The organism is Clostridiaceae bacterium (assembly GCA_012840395.1).
Classification (GTDB): domain Bacteria; phylum Bacillota; class Clostridia; order Acetivibrionales; family DULL01; genus DULL01.
In genome coordinates this window covers 1-17,859 of the sequence record DULL01000100.1, presented here as the reverse complement: position 1 = coordinate 17,859, position 17,859 = coordinate 1, and the positions used below count along the sequence as shown (strand labels likewise).

Here is a 17,859-nt window from a genome sequence, read left to right as displayed (position 1 = left end):
TAAATTATTATTACCACGTAGAAAGGATGTTATCAATGAGAGTAATAAGCAAAGGAAGCATAGCAAAACCGCCGGATGATAAAAATTTCAACAGCAATACTTTTCCCTGCATTGTGAAACTGCCTTCCGGGAGATGGTTGGCAGCCTTTAAAGCCTCGGAGAAAAAAGGCGATTGCGATTTTATGCACGCTGTAATGACATGGTCTGACGATGAAGGCAAAACCTGGGCTCGGCCTTTTGAACCGGTAAAACTTCCCCATATAAATGGAGTGCCCGGGCAAAGCCGTATTATGTATTTTCTGCCTTTAGGAGGCAGGGACGTGCTTATGGTGGCTAACTGGGTAGACACATCAGATTTGTCAAAACCATATTATAATCCTATAAATGAAAGTCTAAAGGATACCCGCATATTTTTCTGTTTTTCAAAAGATGACGGTGAAACATGGTCTGCACCTGAACTAATGGACACCGACTCAATTATTGCTCCTACCCCCCTGACAGGCGCTCCTTTTATGTTGAAAGATGGGACAATAGTATGCCAGTTTGAGGTGAATAAACATGAATGGGATACTTCCAAATGGGTGCATAAGTCTGCTATGATATTTTCACGCGACGGAGGAAAAACTTGGGGAGATGTTTCAATAGTCACAGAAGAACCAGACATGTATTACTGGGATCAGCGTCCCAATGTGCTGAAAGATGGTATGACAATATTAAACTTTTTCTGGACCTTGGACGGGAAAAAACAGCAGTATCTGAATATACACGCCAGAGAAAGTCTGGATGGAGGCAAAACCTGGGGAGAACTATGGGATACCGGGATATATGGCCAGCCGGGCCAGCCGGTAGATCTTGGTGATGGAAGAATCGCCACGATAGAAATAGACAGAAGTATAAGGCCTGTTATAACTGTGCGTACAAGCCGGGATCATGGGAGAAACTATGAGGAGTCGCTTGTAATATACGATAGTTGTTTTGACAAGCAAGACAGCAAAAATATAAGCATGAATGATGCATGGGATGAGATGGCCCGTTTTTCCGTGGGACATCCCAATTTACTTAACCTTGGACAGAGAGAGCTTCTTGCATATTATTATGCAGGAAACCATTGTGACAATACTCGTATTGAATTTGTTAGAATATCTGTATGAAAATAATTGAAAAAATATCTATATGAAATTTGTTAAACCTAAGGTTTCAGGACATTGTTTCTTAAAAGCAGGTCATATTTCATTATTTTATTGGTCTATGTCCTATAATATAATTATTTCAGCAAACATCGATGTTGATTATTGGACATTTATGTAAGTTCTAGCAAGCCGTAATCAGACTTTTGTCACCAGGAATTCCTGACTTCAGAGGAAGCCGTTATTTCACAAAAAATTATTGACTAAATTAAAAAAACTATGCTGAGGTGATTTTAATGAAGTATTCTTGCGAAAAGACACAGGATTTGTACCGTAAAGCAAAGAAAATTATACCCGGAGGGACACAGTTGCTGAGCAAGAGGCCGGAAATGTTCGCTCCTGAACAGTGGCCGGGATATTTTAGCAGGGCAAAGGGCTGTGAAGTATGGGACTTGGACGGAAATCACTACTATGATATGACAACCAATGGAATCGGAGCCTGCCTGCTGGGATTTGCCGATCCGGATGTGAGCGAAGCAGTAAAGAAATGTATTGACAGCGGAAGCATGTGTACACTCAATGCGCCGGAAGAAGTCGAACTGGCAGAAATGCTTCTGGATATACATCCTTGGGCGGATATGGCAAGATTTGCAAGGACCGGTGGAGAGACTGCAGCAATTGCCATAAGAATTGCAAGGGCAACTACGGATAAGACCATAGTGGCCATCTGCGGATATCATGGATGGCATGACTGGTATCTGGCTGCAAACCTGGGTGAGAATGATGCCTTACGGGGACACCTTCTGAACGGGTTAGATCCTTTGGGTGTTCCGAGAGAATTAAGAGGTACAAATTATACTTTCAGGTTCAATTGCATTGATGAATTCATGGATGTAATTAATAAATACGGGGATAATATGGCTGCAGTAATAATGGAACCCTGCAGGAACCAGGATCCTGATCCTGAGTTTATTAAATGCGTACGGGAAGAAACAAAGAAAAGAGGTATAATACTTATATTTGATGAAATAACCATTGGCTGGAGAAGAAATTATGGTGGAGCTCATCTGGAGCTTGGAGTATATCCTGATATAGCAATTTTCGGAAAAGCTCTGGGTAATGGCCATCCCATAGGTGCTGTTATTGGAACCAGGGAAGCTATGGAAGGGGCAGATAAATCCTTTATAAGCAGCACCTATTGGACTGAAAGTGTAGGTTATGTGGCAGCCATAGCTACACTGAAAAAAATGAAGGAAATCAAAATATGGGAACATGCAGAGAAAATAGGGAATCTAATGTTTAAGGTATGGAAAGAAAAAGCTGCCAAGCACGGACTGGATATTTCAACGGGTGGATATCCCTGCCTGGCTCATTTTTCCTATAAACATGAAAAAGCTGCTGCATTGAAAACCCTGTATACTCAACTAATGCTTGAAAGAGGTTTCCTTGGCAACACAGCAATTTATGTTACCGCAGCACACAATGAAGAAATAGTTGAGAAGTACAGTAAAGCTATAGATGAGGTTTTTGCAATACAGGCTGAGGCTATAAAAGAAGATAAAATCGAGGAACTGCTGAAAGGTCCCGTTTGCCATAGCGGATTCAAGAGACTGCTTTAGGAAGCAGATGGACGTTTCTGTACGTTCCTTCCCGTACTTTAAGAAGGAAGCAACAGTGCAATTCTGGGAAGAAGTCTTATGAGAACAGGAGGGACACTCCTCGATAAAAGATACTCCACTATAAAAAGGAATAGCACTTTGCCGGAGAGAAGAGTACCCCCCCTAACTTTAGAAAGAAAAGGAGTGTCCCTTACCGTGGAAAGGATGGTTATATGAAGATAAAAGTGCTTCAAATAGGCGGCGGTTCTATGGGAACCAGGAGGATGAGAGACCTTACCGCCAGAGGCGATGTAGAGGTTGCCTTGTTTGATACACGCCAGGACAGAAGGGAAAGGGCAGAAAAGCGGTTTGGAATAAGTACCTTTGATAACCTTGATGAAGCCCTGAACTGGTGCCCTGATGCTCTTTCTATATCAACTCCTCCGGATAAACACCATGAATATTTGGAACTGGCATTGGAAAAAGGCCTTCATAGTTTTTGCGAAGCTAATATATGGACTTATGATTATAAAAAGGTAGAAAAAATTTCAAAAGAAAAAGGAATTGTTACGGTTACTTCCTCCTCCCTTATAACCCTTCCGGTCGTTGAAGGCCTGAAAAAAATTGTACGGGAGGAATTGGGTAACCTTCATGTCTATTCAATGAATCTTTCAACCTATCTACCAACCTGGCATCCGGGAGAGGGTAAAGAATTTTATGCAAGAAATGAGGAAACAGCTGCAGCCCGGGAAATGGTTCCTTTTGAATTGGGATATCTTAATGAAGTTTTCGGAAAACCGGTAGCTGTGGCAGGTTATGTGGAGAAGAGAGGCAGCCTTTCAGACGGAGCAGAAGATACCTGGTGCATGCAGATGAAGCTTGATAATGGGGCAGCAGGACAGATTACTGTTACAATGGGATGTCCTGTATTGATAAGAAAAGGCTGGGCTTGCGGTACCAATGGTTATATCGAATTTGATATTTCCGCAGGGGAGATATATAAGAATTTTCCGGAAAAGGGAATTGATGAAAAGGTGTGCTATGGTACTGTAGGTGAAGTCCTTGAAAAGAATTACTACTTGGAAATATCAAACTTTATTGAAAGAATAAAAGGATTGGAAAGAGAATGCTTTTCCTATAAACAAAGTGCAATGGCAACCGCAGTACTTGCAGCTGCAGAAAAAAGCGCTGTAACCCAAAGGATTGAGCAGGTTGATATAAACGTACAGCCGGCCAGGCTTCCAAATATGTACTAGCTAAATGCAACAAATAAATATAACAAGTAGAATAAAATAGAAAAGATTGTTTGAAGAATACAATTGGTGAACAAATTAACTTCTGTACCAAAACATTTGAAAATGATATATGCGTCAAAACTGAAAGGATGGGGGGAATCTAATGAAAATTCAGGTCCTTAATGAAGAGCAGATTCAAAGAATCAGGAAACTTACTGAAGAAGCCATTGAAAAAATTGGATTTAAAGTTGAAGATACTGAGCTCCTTAAAATTGCATCAAAAGCGGGTGCAATTGTTGATTTTGACGACAGGATAGTTAAAATACCTGCAGATTTATTAAGAGAACTCCTTTCAAAGGTTCCGAAAAATTATACCATAAGGACCATAGATAATACAGAGTACATAATAGGCGATGGAAATCAATATATTTCAGCAATAGTAACCGACCCCTGGATAATTGATTACGAAACCAAGGAAAGAAGGCGTCCGGGACTCCAGGATTTACTTAAGAATACAATTCTCATACAGAAAAACAAGCAAGTGGCTTCAGTAGGCAGAATGGATTTCCCTGTAACAGAATATAACGATGCCACTTCCACCTGGAGAGCCCTTGAGATACATCTGCTCAATCATGCAAAGCATTACAATGTATATACAGGCTGTCTCGAAGATTTTATGAAATGGATGGAAATAGGTGAGATACTGGTTCAGGGCGGAGATCTGGCAAAAAGCAAGTTGATGTCTGTGGCTGTGGCGATTGTTTCACCTCTTACTCTCCAGGAATTTAACTGCAGAGTTTTACTTGAATCTGCAGCAAGGAATTTCGTCATAATTCCTACAATATGTCCTATGGCAGGGACCACATCACCCTATAGCAAAGACTCTACACTCCTGCAAGGGAACATAGAAAATATATTCCTTGCAGCTTTGACTCAAATGGTCAATCCCGGCAATCCATTCCTTTATGCTTTCGGACCCTCTGTAAGTAACATGAAGACCGGGCATGATTTATATTATACTCTGGACAAAGTATTGTGGAAAATTGCATCCGTCGAACTTGGCAAATCTTATTCAATACCTACAATATCAGAATGCGGAGGTACATTGTCCCATCGTTATGATATGCAGAGCGGCGCGGAAAGCATGCTGTTCATGCTCTCTTCTGTATGCTCCGGTTCAGATATGATTGCCGGCGTTGGATCCTGCTGCAATGCAAACGGGCTTTCTTCTGAAATGATAGTAATACAGTCAGAATGGCTTAAAGCTGCTGAATTCCTGAAACGCGGGATGAATACTGATTATCTGGAAGAAGGCCTTGAGAGCATTAGAACACAGGGCCCCGGAGGGAATTTCCTGATTGATGATCTGACATTAAAACTTTTAAGAAGCGGAGAATTTTTCTCCAGTGAACTCTTTGACATGTCAGGAGGTTATGAAATAGCTCCTTCTATATTGGAAAATGCCCATAGGAAGGTGGAGGAACTTACTGCAGATTACAAGTCACCTGTACCGGAAAAGATACAGGAGGATCTGAGACGCTATTTCCATGATTTATATAAGAAATTGGCATGATTGGTTCTAAAATTAAAATAAAAATTGCCTGCCCTGAGTTTTAATGTATAATGAAATTATTAGTTTATTACCATTGAAAAAATACATTAAAGTCAGGGCGTTTTTATATGTCCGGGAGTATTGTATGGGAAATGGCATCCAAAAGAGTATAGTGGTAAAAATTAATATCGGAGAAATGATATTTAATGTGTATCTTGATAATGGATTTTTCCAGACCGAAACCCATCCTGAACTGCTTCAATTCAATCACAGGCATAACCACAGCAATTATGAAGTTCAGTTGATATTTAAGGGAAGCGGTGTCATAAAAATTGAAGGGGAAAGTATCCCCTTCGACGATAAAAGTGCTTTTCTAATATTTCCGGGTGTTTATCATGTTCTTGAGTTTACTCCCGGGACAAAAATAGTAAGAAGAAGCTTATCATTTAATTATGAAAATATAAGAGTAAGGCAGTTTTCTTCTACAATGCGGGAGATGAATGAGATCCAGGCGCTACTTACAAGTGAATCTCAAAAATACTATCATGTAACCAATTTCCCTGAATCTATTGAAAGATATCTTGAAGATGCAAATAGTGAACTGATGGAGCATAGGCTATTCTATCACGCAAGCCTCCAGTCAATATTTTCTTGTGTACTTATAAAACTTTTCAGAGCCTTTGAGGGAGAAAAAGAAGAAAAATACAGCATTAATGAAGATGAATATGATGCCATGAGAATTTTTACAATAGAGAAGTTTTTTGATGAAAGGCATTCCGAGGATGTAAGGATGGAAGACCTGGCGAATATGCTTGGAGTGACTGTCAGGCATCTTGACAGGGTAATCAAAAGATTCTTCGGTGTATCTTTCAGAGAAAAACTTGCAAAAACAAGAATTGAAGTTGCCAAGGATCTTTTAAAAAACACCGACATGTCCATATTTGATATATCATGGAAGGTAGGATATGGATCAACAGTGAGCTTCAGCTCTGCGTTTAAAAAATATACCGGAACAACTCCCGGAATGTTCCGCAAGAATTTCAAAAATAGCTTAAATAAATTATAAGAGTTGAGACATAACTACTCATATAAAAAAACGGTGCAGTTTTTTTACTGCACCATTTATGCAAATTTACTTTTCTGGAATATACTCTGCACATTTTATAAATTTCCTTAATACTCCTATGATATTCTCTTCATTATATTTCCTCAATACTCCTATGATATTCCTGGAGTGATTTGACTTCTCCTTCGCTGCTTTTGTTCTTGATATATGCTCCTATACCTTTTGCACTGGCATGGGCTGCAGCAATTGTAGTGATATATGGCACTTTTTGCTTTATTGCAGTTTTGCGGATATAGGAATCGTCGAACTGGCTCTGTTTTCCTATAGGAGTGTTTATAATAAGCTGTATTTCCCTATTTACTATGGCATCAATTATATTTGGCCTTCCTTCATATAGTTTATTAATTAATTCAGCCTTAATTCCATGCTTTGCAAGATAATCATAAGTGCCCCTGGTAGCCTTGATTTTAAATCCCAGTTCCGCAAATTCCCTTGCTACTTCAAGGGCGGCTGCCTTATCAGGTTCAGCCACGCTAATTAATAATGTTCCTGAATCAGGCAGGGATGTGGAGGTAGCTTCCTGAGATTTAAAGAACGCCAGGCCAAAGGAATCAGAAAGGCCTAAAACTTCACCTGTTGAACGCATTTCAGGTCCCAGCACAGGGTCTACTTCCGGGAACATATTGAAGGGGAAAACTGCTTCCTTCACTCCATAATGGTTTATCTTAACTTGCTTATATTTATCCATTGAAGGATGTTGACCCAAAGCAACCAGAGCCATTAGCTGGGTTGCTATCCTGGCCATGGATATACCACATACTTTTGAAACAAGGGGCACGGTACGGGAAGCCCTTGGATTTGCCTCAAGAACATAAACTTTGTCGTTGGCAATTGCATACTGGATGTTTATGAGGCCAACTACTTTCAGTTCCTGCGCAATTGTTTTGGTATACTGCCGCATTGTATTCAAGTGCTTTTCAGGAATACTTACAGTAGGTATTACGCAGGCTGAATCTCCAGAATGAATTCCTGCCAGTTCTATATGCTCCATTATGGCTGGAACAAAAGCATCCTCTCCGTTTGCAAAGGCATCAGCCTCTGCTTCAGTTGCATCTTCCAGGAATTTGTCTATTAGTATGGGACGTTCAGGGGTAATATCTACTGCAGCTTCTACATACTGCCTGAGCATGTTCTCGTCGTAAACCACTTCCATGCCCCGGCCTCCTAAAACGTAAGAGGGACGTACCATCAGAGGATAACCTATATTTTCAGCTACAGCCAGGGCTTCCTTCAAATTGCTTGCCATACCGGATTTTGGCATGGGTATATTGAGCCTGTCCATGAGTTTTCTGAACTGATCCCTGTCTTCGGCAAGATCAATTATTTCAGGTGAAGTACCCAAGATTTTAACTCCTGCTTCAGCAAGTTCTTTCGCAATGTTTAAGGGGGTCTGGCCTCCAAATTGAACAATAACTCCCAATGGTTTTTCTTTATTATATATTTTTAATACATCTTCAACGGTCAAAGGTTCAAAATACAGCTTATCCGATGTATCATAATCAGTTGATACGGTTTCCGGGTTGCAGTTTACCATGATTGTGCTGATACCCATATCTTTCAGGGCAAAAGCGGCATGAACGCAGCAGTAGTCAAATTCTATACCCTGGCCGATCCTGTTTGGACCGCCGCCGAGAATCATTACCTTTGGTTTTTCGGAAGATTCTGTTGTATTGGAGCAAGACCGGCTATCTGCAGAATCATTAATATTTTCTGTATCTGAAATACCTCCACTGTACTTAGCATTGGTACCATTATAAGTAGAATAATAATAAACTGAATTCTCTACTCCACTTACAGGAATGAAATCCCAGGTTCCGCAAACTCCCAGTTTAATACGCCTGTCTCTTATTTGGGCTTCAGAAACATTCAACAATTTTGCCAGATACTTATCTGAGAAACCGTCTTTTTTAGCAGTAATGAGTAATTGATCGGGAATATTGCTGCCTTTGAATTTTAAAATTTCTTCTTCAAGATTGATTAATTCTTTCATCTGTTCAATATACCAGTGCTTTACTTTGGTCAGATTGTGGATTTCTTCTATGGATGCACCTTTTCTTAGAGCTTCATATATGATAAAGTAGCGTTCGCTGGAAGGCTCTTTTAATAGTTCCAGTAATTCTTCCAGTGGCATTGAATTGAAATTTTTTACGAATCCCAGGCCATAACGCCCGTTTTCCAATGAACGGATGGCTTTTTGAAAAGCTTCTTTAAAATTCTTGCCTATAGCCATTACTTCTCCCACAGATTTCATCTGGGTTCCAAGTTTATCCTGAGCATTTTTGAGTTTCTCAAAATTCCAGCGGGGGAATTTTGCAATTACATACTCTCCGGAAGGAGTATATTTATCCAAAGTTCCTTCTTTCCAGTAGGGTATTTCATCAAGATTAATTCCTACAGCAAGCATGGTTGATATTACAGCAATAGGCAAGCCGGTTGCCTTTGAGGCCAAGGCGGAAGATCTGGAAGTCCTTGGGTTTACTTCTACAACGGCTATACGGCCTGTCTTCGGGTTATAACAAAACTGGACATTGGCGCCGCCGATAACTTGTATTCCTTCCATTATTGCAAAGGAATATTTCTGGAGACGATCCTGGATTTCTTTGTTTACTGTCAGCATGGGAGCAACACAGAAGGAGTCTCCGGTATGAACTCCCATAGGATCTACATTTTCTATGAAGCAAACTACAATCATATTGTTTTTTGAATCCCTTATAACTTCCACTTCAAGCTCTTCCCAGCCGATAACTGACTCCTCAATAAGAACCTGACCAACCATGCTGGCAGAGATTCCTCTTTCAGTAATAGTTCTCAGTTCATGGATGTTATAGGCATGGCCTCCTCCGGTTCCACCTAATGTATATGCGGGACGAACCACAACAGGGAAGCCAAGTTCCATTGCTATTCTTTCAGCTTCTTCTACAGAATAAGCCGATTCACTTCGGAGAGTGGATACACCAATACGATTCATTGTTTCCTTAAATGCAATCCGGTCTTCTCCTCTTTCAATGGCATCAATCTGAACACCTATTACTTTAACCTGGTATTTATCAAGAATTCCGGCTTTGGCAAGTTCTGAACAAAGATTAAGGGCTGATTGCCCTCCAAGGTTGGGAAGAAGCGCATCAGGACGTTCTTTTGCGATTATTTCGCTGACACGGTTTATATTTAAGGGTTCTATATATGTAACATCGGCCATGCCAGGGTCTGTCATTATAGTTGCAGGATTAGAATTGACAAGTACCACTTCATAGCCAAGCTTTTTAAGTGTTTTGCAGGCTTGAGTTCCTGAGTAGTCGAATTCACAAGCCTGTCCGATAATTATCGGACCTGAACCTATAATCATTATCTTTTTTATATCAGTTCTTTTCGGCATATAAACATCTCCTAATCTGTAACGTTTCAATTATTATTTATTTTCATTTCTGAATATTATACAATATTAATAAAGCTTAATAAACTTTTTTTGTACATCAATTTTAAAAGTAAACACAGGGATGGTTCTTCTGCTTACAACGAGGTAGGAAGGCTTATCTTGACCTAAAGTAATTAGATACTTGGCATATATCTAATATAATGATATATTATAATAGGATAGGTGGTGAATATCTAATGAATGATAATTATATCCATAAAAACGGAATTGTATATCTTAATCAATATCATATAGTATTTTGTCCTAAATATAGACGTAAAGTATTAGTTGGTAATGTTGAAAAAGATTTGAGACAAATATTTTATGATATAGCAAAAGAAAAAAATGTAGAAATAAAAGCATTAGAAATAATGCCAGACTATGTTCAAATGTTTATAAGTTTTAATCCCCGGCAACCATTGCATGAATTAATACGATATTTTAAAGGAACAAGTAGTAGAATATTAAGAAATAAATATCCGGAATTAAGAAGCAGAATACCTTCCTTATGGACTCGCTCATACTATTGTTGCACTGTTGGTTGTGTAAGCGAAGAAGCAATACAAAAATATATTGAAAACCAGAAAAATGTATAGTAAATAAAATAGTTATAGTAAAAGAAAAAGCAATCTAATATCCAATATTAAGAAGCCAAAGCATCTGATAAAGAGTGTATAAAGAATATAAGAAGCTTAAGAGTATAAGAAATAAAGGAGTATAGGGAGGAGTATAAGGAGGAGAATAAAGTTGGACAGATCAATGAAAATAAATGAAATTTCTGTAAGGGCAAAGGAAGCATCAATAAAACTTGCAGCAGTAAATACTGAGAAGAAAAATGCCGCTCTTTCCAAAATAGCGGAATTGCTTTGGAATAGAAGGGAAGAGATTTTTAAGGCTAACCAGGAGGATTTGGAAAGAAGCCGGGAAGAAAAACTTTCCCCACCCTTGCTAAAGAGGCTTAAGTTTGATGAAAGCAAGCTAAAAGATGTAATCGATGGAATAAAGAGTCTTATCTTGCTTGAAGACCCTGTAGGCAAAACCATTTTAGCAACAGAACTGGATGATGGGCTGGAGCTTTACAGGATAACCTGCCCCATTGGAGTAATTGGAGTAATATTTGAATCCAGACCGGATGCACTGGTCCAGATTTCAACCTTGTGCCTGAAGAGCGGTAATTCAGTTTTGCTGAAGGGTGGTTCTGAGGCCAGGGAGACTAACAGGATTCTGGCTGCTATCTTTGAAGAAGCTTCCCGGGAAGCTGGTATGCCTGACGGATGGATTAACCTGCTGGAGACCAGATCCCATGTTAATGAAATGCTAAAAATGGACCAATATATTGATCTTATCATTCCAAGGGGTTCCAATGAATTTGTCAGATACATCATGGACAACTCCAGAATCCCTGTACTGGGACATGCAGATGGTATATGCCACTGTTATGTTGATAAATATGCTGATTTAGATATGGCTGTAAAAGTGGCAGTAGATTCAAAAACCCAGTATGTGGCAGTGTGCAATGCTCTGGAGACTCTTTTGGTCCATGAGGACATTGCCCCTGACTTTTTACCTGTCCTTAAAGAACAGCTTGATAAGAAAAATACCATTGTTTACGGCTGCCCGAAAACCCGGGAGATAATACCTGTGGAAGAAGCCACAGAGGAAGACTGGAAGACTGAATACCTGGATTATAAGCTTTCGGTTAAGGTTGTCAAGGACATTGATGAAGCAATAAATCATATTAACACTTACGGCTCAGGGCACACGGATTCAATTTTAACTAATGACAGGGAAAGAGCGGATTATTTTATGGATATGGTGGATTCCGGCAATGTATTCTGGAACTGTTCCACAAGATTTAGCGACGGCTTCAGATATGGCTTTGGAGCTGAAGTAGGCATAAGCACCAATAAAATCCATGCAAGAGGACCTGTTGGGCTTGACGGGTTGGTGATATATAAGTATAAGCTTCTGGGTAAAGGGCATATTGTGGAGGACTATGTCAACAGGACAAAAACATTCAAACACAGGAAGATTAATTTGGTATAAATATAAGTAATGAATAGAGTTATGCACTGATGAACCAAAGAGAATTAAATTTAGGAAAGAGGTTGACAATAAAACATGACAAGAGAAGAGGCACTTGCTTTATTAAAGAAGTATAATAAAGATTCTTTTCATATCCAACACGCGCTCACAGTTGAGGCTGTTATGAAGTGGTTTGCCAATGAATTAGGATATGGAGATGAAGCAGAATACTGGGGTATTATTGGATTACTGCATGATATCGACTTTGAGTTGTATCCAGATGAACACTGTATTAAGGCACCTGAACTATTGCGAGAGGCTGGTGTAAGTGAAGATATTATTCATAGCGTTGTTTCCCATGGATACGGTATTACAGTAGGATGCGGAGCTACAATTGATGTTACTCCCGGGCATGAGATGGAGAAAGTGCTTTTTGCTGTAGACGAGTTAACAGGACTTATCTGGGCTGCAGCTCTTATGCGCCCTTCAAAAAGTGTCAAGGATATGGAGATTAAATCTCTTAAAAAGAAATACAAGAGCAAAAGTTTTGCTGCCGGCTGTTCAAGGGAAGTAATAGAACGCGGCGCAGATATGCTTGGATGGGAACTTGATAAACTTCTTGATATGACACTTCAAGCTATGGCTGCTAGCGAAGATATTGTCAAACAACAAATGGAATAAGCAAAAGGGATTGTCCCTTTTGCTTACTTTTAAGGGAGGATATAGGGATATAATGGATAGAGGGATTGTTGTCACTGGAGGCGGACATGGTATAGGAAAGCAGATTTGCCTGGATTTTATACAAGCTGGAGACAAAGTATGTTTTATTGATATAGATGAAAAGAGATCAACTGATTTTGCAAAAGAATATCCGAATCTTTTTTATTTTTATGGGGATGTGGCTGATCCGTTAACGTTGAAAAGGTTTGTTGAGTATGCAATGGAAAAAATGCAACGGATAGTTGTATTGGTGAATAATGCCTGCTGTAGTAATAATAAGGGAATATTATCTTCCTCAACTTATGAAGATTTTGACTATACTTTATCTGCCGGATTAAAGGCTCCTTATGAATTAAGCCGCTTGTGTAAGGATGAATTAATAAAGAATAAAGGAAGAATTATCAATATTGCATCCACTCGGGCTTTTCAGTCGGAGCCCGATTCAGAAGCTTATGCCAGCGCAAAAGGTGGAATTGTTGCCCTGACCCATGCTCTGGCAATATCGTTGGCCCCGGATGTTCTTGTTAATTGCATTGCACCGGGCTGGATCAATGTAACCGGCCAGAAGGAATTTAGTCCTGAAGATTGTGCCGCAATTCCGGCAGGAAAAGTAGGGACTCCAAAGGATATATCTGATATGGTTCTGTTCTTGTGCCAGCAGAATTTTATAACAGGGGAAACAATTATTGTAGATGGTGGAATGAGCAAAAGAATGATTTACCATGGTGACTGGAACTGGTTCTATAAACTATAATTTGTTTCAGTTTTTTAGGCAAGGTTTACTATTTATTTTGCCAGCAACATTTTTGGAAAATAATCTTTCTCCATTCAGTATGCATCCATAAAAAACTATCCAATAGATTATGACAGCTCCGGAGCGGTTCTAGTTGATGGCGCTAAAATGGCAAATGATACATTCAAGGGAATCGGATGGAATCTCGCATTCTTTACTGGCTGGGTAATTGAACACAGATTTGTAAAATTCACATCTGATGGAACCATAGAGTAGCGCTGCTTCAGGCTTATTGGTGGCCTCTCTGGTTATTATATTATAAGTCTGATTATCTGTCCGATGGTTAAATCCGGCATAGGTGGCAATATTGGGACATTATTATCATGCTTCCTGGAAATGATATACATTGTTCTTATCTTTCCATGTATTATTAAAGCGGTACATAAACAGAGGACAAAGGAAGCATATTAAAGTATATCATAAGAAAAGAAGAAAATATCGCAATTCTTATGGTCGGGCATCAATCTAACTTAATGGGAAAGAAATAGTAACTTTCCTACTTTTGATTTCAAGGCTGTAAGCTTTGATTTTACTGGATTTTATGGATTTCATTCAATCTGTCTACTCGACTAAAAGGGCCGAAATGCCTACATATAAACATATCGAAAGGTGTATTTTTCAGGTGAAATTTGAACAGCCCCAAAACAGAGCTTTTACTAGAAAAGAGAGGAAACAGCATATTGCCTTAAGATAATCTTAAGAATATGATAAGATTAAGTATAAAAATTGCTTTCGATTCCTTGACATAATGTTTAAGGGTTTTTGTGAAAGAAGGAGTTTAGCAGATTATGGCAACGAATATTTTAGTGGTAGATGATGAACAGTCTATTGCGGATTTGATTGAAGTATATTTAAAAAACGAAAATTATAATGTTTTCAAGTTCAATTATGGGCGAGATGCTCTGCAGTGTGTTAAAAATCAAAATATAGATTTAGCAATATTGGATGTCATGCTTCCCGATATAGACGGTTTTTCAATTTGCCGTCAAATCAGGGAAAAGTATACGTTTCCTGTTATTATGCTGACTGCTAAAGAAGAAGAAATTGATAAAATTACCGGGCTGACGCTTGGTGCGGATGATTATGTTACAAAACCTTTTAAACCTTTGGAGCTTGTTGCCCGTGTTAAAGCACAATTGCGAAGATTTACAAAATATAATTTGTCTGAACAATTAAGAGAGGAAAAGCTGATAGCATTTGCAGGTTTGGTTTTAAACAAAGATACTTACGAATGCACCTTGAACGAAAGGCCTCTATTTCTTACTCCCACTGAATTTTCTGTTCTCTGGGTACTGGCTTCAAATCGCGGACGTGTGGTCAGCTCTGAAGAATTGTTCCATGAGGTGTGGGGGGAAAAGTATTTCACCAACAGCAATAATACGGTAATGGTTCATATCAGGCATCTAAGAGAAAAAATGGGTGATGACGCGCAACATCCCAAATACATCAAAACAGTTTGGGGGGTTGGCTATAAAATTGAGAAGTAAGCGAGATAAAGGAAAGAATAATTATTCGAAATTAAAAGGAAAAGTTTTTTTCAAATGCTTCTGATTACAGTTACTGCCACTGTGACTGTTTATCTATTACGCAATATTCTGCGTGGTCAGGTCGGAGAGCAGATAGTTCGATTTTTAGTCAACGTTTTTAAATTTGATTATTGGGAAGCACAGAATATCTATCAGTTGGTATTTCGTAACAATCTGGAATTAATCCTTTTAGTTGTAATTCTTATATTTATGGTTATTCTTTTTAGATTTTCTATTTGTTGGTTCACAAAGTATTTCGATGAAATCAGCATGGGAATGGATAAACTTACAGATGAATCCAACGAAGAAATTATTTTATCATCAGAATTGGATTTTATGGAAAATAAGCTTAATCAGATAAAAAGTAAGTTGGAGAAACAAAAAAAAGCTGCTCTTGATGCCGAGCAACGCAAAAACGATCTGGTAGTTTACTTGGCTCACGATATAAGGACACCCTTGACCTCAATTATAGGCTACTTAAGTCTTTTGGATGAAGCTCCGGATATGCCTCCTGAACAGAAGGCCAAATATGTCAGTATTACCTTGGAAAAAGCTTATCGATTAGAGCAGCTTATAAATGAATTTTTTGAGATTACGCGGTTTAATCTGCAAACTATTGTTTTGAATAAAGAAAAAATAAATTTACTTTTCATGCTCCAGCAGATGGCGGATGAATTTTATCCAATACTGGCTCCCCAAGGAAAGCAGATGTCTGTTAATGTACCTGACAGATTAACTATATGGGGAGATGCAGACAAGCTAGCACGTGTGTTTAATAACATTTTAAAAAATGCAATAGCCTATAGCTATGAAAACAGTGTTATAGATATTTCTGCTCAACAAGAGGACAAATATATTGTAATATCTTTTACCAATAAGGGAAATCCAATCCCACAGGCGAAACTTGATACTATTTTCGAAAAGTTTTACCGGTTAGATTCTGCACGTTCCACAAACACTGGTGGAACAGGGCTGGGTTTGGCCATTGCCAAAGAAATTGTTAACGCTCATGATGGGACAATCTCTGTGGAAAGCAACACAGAAAAAACTACATTTACGGAAAAGCTTCCGTTATAAAAAAGGCTTTTATGGAAGTATGTTTGATACTTCTCTATTCTCTTAGTGGAAAAAGTTGGTTTTCCTATTCGTTATAAGAAAATTTTAAAAAGTTTTTAAGATGGAATTCCAAAAAAGCTCCTTATTTTGTGGTTGAATAAATGTAATCACAGATTAAGGAGCTGTTTTATTATGGTGCGAAAAGTAATAAAGAAAAAGTCAGGAATACGCATATTTGTAATGTTCCTTATAATTATTGCCATTGCTGCTTTTAGTTATAGAACCATAATTACTCCAGAAAACAACCAAAGATGTTCCGTTATTCCACGGCATCTACTAATAAACACCCTGCCGGGATAACCTTTTATAGTACCATGCATGAAAGACTTAACGGTCAAAACATTATTGACGGGAATTTTTTAGGAGGAAAAACTGGATATACAGATGAAGCCGGTCTTTGTCTCGCAAGTCTTGCTAAAGTGGGTGAACAAGAATACATTCTTATTACAGCTGGTGCAAAAGGGGATCACAATTCAGAACAGTATAATATTACTGATGCATTGACCGTATACAACAGTATTGTAAAATAATATAGTGGATATGTTTCCACGAACGGTGATTTATCAAAAATCAGCCCAAAAGCCATTGACATGTTCCCATGAACAGATGATTACTAAAATGGCATCACAGACTTTTAGAATAGAGGGATCATTTTATCGATATCTTTGAAAAGGAACGCTTTAAAATTTATAATAAGAACTCGATTAATAAAACTATATACTGGAGCTAACAAGTATGTCGCTGATAATAAGAAATGTTAATCAGGAAGATTTGTATCAGCTTGCATTACTGTATGAGCAATTCTGGGGTAAAAAATCTGACATTGAAAAAATGAGCAGTGAATATAAAGTTATCGCTAAAGAAAATAGACATATTATTTTAGTTGCCGACAAAAAAATAATAAAGGTTATAAGAAAAAATTATAGTAAACAAAAACGAAACACTAATTTGATATCTATTCCATCAACTTAACCCATGTTGAGTGCGTAGTATTGATGACGCGGCTGTAAGCCTTTATTTTACTAGGTTTCCGGAAGCACATCCAAGTTGTCTACTCAACCTAAAGGTCCAAAATAAGTACATGGAAACAAATCGACGAGGTATTTTTGGGGTAAAATTTGAGCTTAAAAATTGGTAGGGTTGAGTTGACAGAATAGATAACGGGCATTTTTGATAGGGGTTGAGGAGACAGGATGGATGTAAAGTATGAATTCATTCTGTTTCCGTCTATCATGGTTTTCATGAATTGTTGACATCAAAAATACAAATATATAACTTTAGTATTGACATACTAAAGTTATATTGATACACTACTATTAGTGGAAGATTCTCACATCTTGATAGAAAGGAGGAAAAACGTGAATACAGCAATAGATTACTTTATTAATCTGTTTACCATTCGCGGTATAACCTCCAGAGAGCAATTATTAAACGAAATGCTGCGTGTTAAACTTACAGCGAAAGCAATGAAATCTCAGAAAAAATCCATTCAGGATGAAGATCAGCTTTTTGAATTAATGAAGCAGTCTACAGAAAATACAATACTGGGATACTTTCCGGGAGACAGGGATTTTTTCTCTACTGTTTATAAAGTTGCTCATAATGTAGATCTTATTGAGTTCACTCTTA

Annotated in this window: 14 protein-coding genes and 1 pseudogene; 14 read left to right on the top strand and 1 reads right to left on the bottom strand. The window is 38.3% G+C overall.

Annotated features, from left to right (window positions below):
- Positions 1-35: 35 nt before the first annotated feature.
- The 5 genes from GXX20_10835 (at position 36) to GXX20_10815 (ending at position 6,578) form a co-directional block, all read left to right on the top strand.
- Complete coding sequence (locus GXX20_10835) at positions 36-1,151, top strand: exo-alpha-sialidase (protein ID HHW32146.1); 1,116 nt, start codon at positions 36-38, stop codon at positions 1,149-1,151.
- Between the two features lie 272 nt (positions 1,152-1,423).
- Positions 1,424-2,746: an aminotransferase class III-fold pyridoxal phosphate-dependent enzyme gene (locus tag GXX20_10830; protein ID HHW32145.1), complete on the top strand. Its 1,323-nt coding sequence runs from the start codon at positions 1,424-1,426 to the stop codon at positions 2,744-2,746.
- 212 nt (positions 2,747-2,958) lie between these two features.
- Positions 2,959-3,981, top strand: a complete 1,023-nt coding sequence (locus GXX20_10825) for a Gfo/Idh/MocA family oxidoreductase (GenBank protein HHW32144.1) — start codon at positions 2,959-2,961, stop codon at positions 3,979-3,981.
- Between the two features lie 142 nt (positions 3,982-4,123).
- Positions 4,124-5,533, top strand: a complete 1,410-nt coding sequence (locus GXX20_10820; GenBank protein ID HHW32143.1) for a hypothetical protein — start codon at positions 4,124-4,126, stop codon at positions 5,531-5,533.
- A gap of 124 nt (positions 5,534-5,657) precedes the next feature.
- Complete coding sequence (locus GXX20_10815) at positions 5,658-6,578, top strand: helix-turn-helix transcriptional regulator (protein ID HHW32142.1); 921 nt, start codon at positions 5,658-5,660, stop codon at positions 6,576-6,578.
- A 133-nt stretch (positions 6,579-6,711) separates the two neighbouring features.
- Here GXX20_10815 and carB read toward each other — a convergent pair whose 3' ends face one another.
- Positions 6,712-10,011, bottom strand: coding sequence for a carbamoyl-phosphate synthase large subunit (gene carB / locus GXX20_10810; protein HHW32141.1), 3,300 nt, complete (start codon positions 10,009-10,011; stop codon positions 6,712-6,714).
- Between the two features lie 236 nt (positions 10,012-10,247).
- Between carB and tnpA the strand changes: the two genes are divergently transcribed.
- The 9 genes and pseudogenes from tnpA to GXX20_10765 all read left to right on the top strand — a co-directional run.
- Positions 10,248-10,646, top strand: a complete 399-nt coding sequence (gene tnpA, locus GXX20_10805) for an IS200/IS605 family transposase (GenBank protein ID HHW32140.1) — start codon at positions 10,248-10,250, stop codon at positions 10,644-10,646.
- A gap of 163 nt (positions 10,647-10,809) precedes the next feature.
- Positions 10,810-12,096, top strand: a complete 1,287-nt coding sequence (locus tag GXX20_10800) for a glutamate-5-semialdehyde dehydrogenase (protein ID HHW32139.1) — start codon at positions 10,810-10,812, stop codon at positions 12,094-12,096.
- A gap of 75 nt (positions 12,097-12,171) precedes the next feature.
- Positions 12,172-12,756 (top strand): hydrolase, encoded by a 585-nt coding sequence (locus tag GXX20_10795; protein HHW32138.1) that lies wholly within the window; start codon positions 12,172-12,174, stop codon positions 12,754-12,756.
- Between the two features lie 52 nt (positions 12,757-12,808).
- Positions 12,809-13,549 carry an SDR family oxidoreductase gene (locus GXX20_10790; protein HHW32137.1) on the top strand — a complete coding sequence of 247 codons (741 nt, stop codon included), beginning with the start codon at positions 12,809-12,811 and terminating at the stop codon, positions 13,547-13,549.
- A gap of 827 nt (positions 13,550-14,376) precedes the next feature.
- Positions 14,377-15,075 carry a VanR-ABDEGLN family response regulator transcription factor gene (gene vanR, locus GXX20_10785; protein ID HHW32136.1) on the top strand — a complete coding sequence of 233 codons (699 nt, stop codon included), beginning with the start codon at positions 14,377-14,379 and terminating at the stop codon, positions 15,073-15,075.
- A gap of 54 nt (positions 15,076-15,129) precedes the next feature.
- The gene (vanS, locus tag GXX20_10780; protein HHW32135.1) at positions 15,130-16,191 is read left to right on the top strand and encodes a vancomycin resistance histidine kinase VanS; all 1,062 of its coding nucleotides are present in this window, start codon (positions 15,130-15,132) and stop codon (positions 16,189-16,191) included.
- Between the two features lie 296 nt (positions 16,192-16,487).
- Positions 16,488-16,760: pseudogene (locus GXX20_10775) on the top strand (D-alanyl-D-alanine carboxypeptidase).
- Positions 16,761-16,965: 205 nt separating this feature from the next.
- Positions 16,966-17,202, top strand: a complete 237-nt coding sequence (locus GXX20_10770; GenBank protein HHW32134.1) for a hypothetical protein — start codon at positions 16,966-16,968, stop codon at positions 17,200-17,202.
- 386 nt (positions 17,203-17,588) lie between these two features.
- Positions 17,589-17,859, top strand: a 271-nt coding sequence (locus GXX20_10765; GenBank protein HHW32133.1) for a restriction endonuclease subunit M/S, incomplete at its 3' end; no start/stop codon positions are given.